This window comes from Mesorhizobium sp. M2C.T.Ca.TU.002.02.1.1, from assembly GCF_003997225.1.
The window spans coordinates 1-3,692 of record NZ_RZTO01000634.1; the positions used below are offsets into that span (position 1 = coordinate 1).

The 3,692-nt window shown below is 64.7% G+C and carries 3 protein-coding genes; 1 reads left to right on the forward strand and 2 read right to left on the reverse strand.

What is annotated here, in order from left to right; genetic code table 11:
* Window positions 1-841, reverse strand: an 841-nt coding sequence (locus EOD07_RS26485; protein ID WP_164772546.1) for a DMT family transporter, incomplete at its 3' end; no start/stop codon positions are given.
* A gap of 372 nt (window positions 842-1,213) precedes the next feature.
* Here EOD07_RS26485 and EOD07_RS26490 point away from each other — a divergent pair.
* A complete protein-coding gene (locus EOD07_RS26490; protein ID WP_127237512.1) occupies window positions 1,214-2,098 on the forward strand; it encodes a LysR substrate-binding domain-containing protein in 885 nt (294 codons plus the stop codon).
* A gap of 54 nt (window positions 2,099-2,152) precedes the next feature.
* Here the strand turns inward: EOD07_RS26490 and EOD07_RS26495 are convergent.
* On the reverse strand, window positions 2,153-3,692 hold a 1,540-nt coding region (locus tag EOD07_RS26495; RefSeq protein WP_127237513.1), incomplete at its 5' end, for a TIGR02302 family protein.

Sequence of the window (3,692 nt, forward strand, 5' to 3'; positions counted from 1 at the left end):
TTTCACGCGGCACTTCGGCGAAGAACAGGAAACCCCACAGCGGCGACCACAGGATGCCGGTGTATTCGAAGGTGGCGACGCGGTTGGCCGGCGCCATCCGGTAGGCTTGCGACAACAGGATCATGCCGGCGGACGCGACGAGGCCGCAGGCGGCCATCTTGAGGAAGTCCGGCATTGTCGGCCAAACCCAGGGCCGCACCAGGAATTCGACGCTCGGATGCGCCGCATGGGTGATGCCGGCGAGATGAAAGACGGTCGCGACGGCAATTGCGCCGCTGAGATAGGCGCCGTTCTGGTAGAAGGCCATCACGGTCGACGATTCGGTGTCGCCGATGCGGCGCGCCATTAGTTGCGAAAAGCCGTAAAGGAAGGCCGAGCCCAGCGACAACAGCGCCGCCCAGTCGAACACGCCGGCGCCGGGGCGCACCATCACCAGCACGCCGACCAGGCCGATCAGCACCGTCGCCAGCGTTTTCCAGGAGACGCGTTCGCCAAGGTAAGGTCCGGCCATCGCCATGATGAACAGCGGCGCCATGAAATAGAGCGCCACCGCATCGGCCAGCGGCAAGGCGGCGATCGCCAGATAGTAGACCGTGTAGGACGAGAACTGGATGAAAGCGCGCAGCGTCAGCATGCCGAAGCGCTTCGACAGCACCGCCCTCAGGCCGACATCGGCCTGGACGATGGCGATCAGGATCGGCAACGCGACGATGGCGCGGATCGCCATCACCTCGGTCACCGGATAGCCGCCCGACACCGCCTTCACCAGCGGATCCTGCAACGAAAAAACCAGCACGCCGAGGCAGAGGCTCAGAATGCCAAGCACCGTCCGGTTCTGCATCAGTGTCGGCCCCCCGCGAGCCGCATTTTTACGCACTGTTCTAAGCAATTCCGAACGGAAAACCGCTGGGCACTTTTCCTGGAATTACTCTTGGAACAGGATGACGCTTCGTTGAAGCGTCATCCTGTTCCAACTCTTGTCGTTTGAGCATGATCTTGCCCGAAAACCGGTTCCCACTTTTCGGGATCATGCTCTTAAAAAGAACCCGCTACCATTTTCAGGCAGCGGGTACGAGTGAGGACTCTTCGATTGGTCCGCGGCCGATTTCGCGGTCGCATATCCAATGGGTGAGGCGACTATCCTGCGGCGTTTGACATCTTGCAAACGAATTGGAATGATGCCTGCAATCAAATTTGCTTATGGCGGAAATCGATGAAGCCCGTGCTCGACAGCGACCTCCTGCGCACCTTCGTGGCGGTGGCCGAGACCGGCAATTTCACACGTGCGGCGGAGAAAGCCGGGCGCACGCAATCGGCCGTGTCCATGCAGATGAAGAAGCTCGAGGACATGGTCGGCGACGATCTGTTCGAACGCGGCTCACGCGGCGTGGCGCTGACACGCCGCGGCGGCGAGCTCATCGTCAACGCGCGCCGGATCGTCTCGCTGCTCGACGAAACGGCGGCCTCGCTGGTGGCACCGCCGCTCGGCGGGCTGGTGCGCATCGGCATCCCGGCCGAATATGGGCGTTCGATCCTGTCGCGGGCGCTGGGCGAATTCGCCAAGCGGCATCCGCGCGTCGAGGTCACGGTGCGCTACGCGCACTCGGATTCGCAGGTGCGGGCGCTCGCGGCCGGCGAGCTCGACCTCGCCGTGGTGTTCGAATGGGAGGGCTCTTCCGGCGGCGAGGTGCTGATGCACGACCCGACGGTCTGGGTGACATCGACGCTGCACCACATGCATGAGGAACGGCCGGTGCCGATCGCGCTTTACAGCCGCAACGGCTGGTGCCGCGACTTCGCCATCAAGTCGCTGCAGCAGCGCGGCCTCGACTACCGCGTGGCCTACACCAGCGACACCAATGGCGGCCTGACGCTCGCGGTCACTTCCGGCCTTGCCATCGCGCCGATCTCGCGCAGCAACATCCCGGAGGATTGCCGCGAGCTGACGGCTGCCGACGGCTTCGGCGACATCGATTCCTCCAACGTCGTGCTGCACCGCAATCCGCAGGCGACCGGCGATGCGATCGACGGCATGGAGAACGCGATCCGCGAGGCGTTCATGCTGACCAGGCAGACGAGTGTGGCAGTCGGCGGTTGAGCGGCGGCAACGGCCATCTGAGGAAGGCGGAACGCCAAAAGCGGCCCGGTAAGACTATTTCAGTTCCAGCAGCCTTTCGAGGTAGCTGCGCTCGATGTCGGGGCTCAGCGCGTTGCCGAGCCGCTTGCGGATCGCGTCGAGGATCTGGCGGGCGCGCTGCACGTCGATCTCGTCGGGGACCTTGACCGAGGTGCCGTCGTCAGGGCCGTTGGTGGCGCGCGGCCGTCCCAGCGGATCGCGGTCGGCATTCTGCTCGCGGCCACCCTGCTCGCCGCCGCCCTGGTCGCCCTGCATGGCCTGCATCTGCTTCATCATGTCCTTGGCGCCGCGGCGCAGCGCTTCCAGCGCGCGGCCCTGGTGGCCGACGGCCTGGTCGCCATCGCCCTGGCCAAGCGATTGCTCGGCGTCGCCCATCGACTTGCCGGCCTCGCCGAAGCCTTCATTGGGCTCCATGCCCATGCCTTCGAGGCCCTTCTTCAATTGATCAAGCTCGCTTTGCAACTGGCCTTGGCCTTCCTGCAGTTGCTTCAGCGCATCGGCGAGGTCCTTCGGCGACATTTTCGGCCGTCCCAGCGGATCGCGGTCCTGGCCGGGACCTGGCCGTTGCTCGTCCTGGCCCTGCTGCTGTTGCTCGCCATCCTCGCCGAATTGTTGTTCGCCATTGTCGCGCGAGCCACGCTGCATCTGGTCGAGGCGGAAGGTGTCGTTCATCATTTCCTGCTGGCGGCGCATGATATCGCCGAGCTTGTCCATCTGCTGACGCAGCTCGCTATCCTGCTCGCCGCCCGGCTGCTGGCGGCCGGCCTGCAGGTTGTTCATCATGTCCTGCAGCTCGGAGAGAAGCTGCTGCGCCTTGTCGCGATCGCCCGATTTGGCCAGATTCTCGATCTGGTCCATCATGCGGTCGATATCGCTCTGGCGCAGCTCGCGGCCGTTCTGCTGCATCTGCGGCGCGTTCGGGTTCTGCTGGGCGCGCTGGGCGAATTCCTGCAGGAACTGGTTCATCGCCTCGCGCAGTTCCTTCATCGCCTTTTCGATCTCCTGATCGCTGGCGCCGTTCTTGATGGCGTCCTGCAACGCCTGCTGCGCCTGGCGCAACCGGCGCTCGGCAGCCGACAGATTGCCTTCCTCGATGCCGAGCGCGATTTCCCAGAGATAGGAGACAACGTTGCGTAACTGGTCATCGCTCTCGGAGAGTTTCAGCCGGCTCCGCGCGCTCATGATGGCGAGATAGTTCGACATGTTGTCGAACGTGTCCTCGGGCCGCAGCGTGATCGCATCCATCAGGTCGAGGACGCGCGGCTTGGCATTGGTGTCGAGCGCCAGCAACCGACGCTGTTCGATCACCGCGCGGGCCAGCGGATTGGCGAAGGGCCGCTCGGGCATGACAAGCGTCCTGGTGTCGCTGGTCGCGGTGTGGCCGGCATCGTCGGTGACGCTCAGCGTCAGCTTGATGTTGCCGCCGGCCCAGACATGCTCGGTCAGGTCCTTGGTCGTCTTGGCCGCGCTCGCCTTGCCGCCGCGCCGCGGCAGGGTCAGCGGCATGTCGGGCGCGCCATAAAGCGGATGCGCATTCGCGGCCGGCGGGTCGGAC